Origin of the sequence: Desulfurella sp., assembly GCF_023256235.1 — a bacterium.
Lineage (GTDB): Bacteria > Campylobacterota_A > Desulfurellia > Desulfurellales > Desulfurellaceae > Desulfurella.
Window position 1 is genome coordinate 17,863 of record NZ_JAGDWY010000046.1, and the last position, 287, is coordinate 18,149.

The 287-nt window shown below is 31.7% G+C and carries 1 protein-coding gene; it reads left to right on the forward strand.

Annotation, left to right across the window (positions count from 1 at the left end; translation table 11 throughout):
• Window positions 1–7: 7 nt before the first annotated feature.
• Window positions 8–287, forward strand: a 280-nt coding sequence (locus Q0C22_RS04775; RefSeq protein ID WP_291492297.1) for a DMT family transporter, incomplete at its 3' end; no start/stop codon positions are given.

Consider the following 287-nt stretch of genomic DNA (forward strand, 5'->3'; position numbering starts at 1 on the left):
TTACCAAATGCTTTTTGGCTTTATTGGTATTTTAATAAGCTGGTTTTTAATACCTCAACAAAAAGAAACAGTCTTTTCTTCATATTTAATATTTGCAGTACTATATGCTGGCATTATAGCTACAGCACTGGGATGGTTTTTGTGGCTATACATTTTGCAAAAAATGAGAGTAAACACTGCTAGCCTTAGTTCACTTGCTGTTCCAATATTAACTATTTTGGAATCATGGATTCAACTTGGTGAAAGACCAAACATCTTCGAATTAATTGGTATATTATTGATTTCCA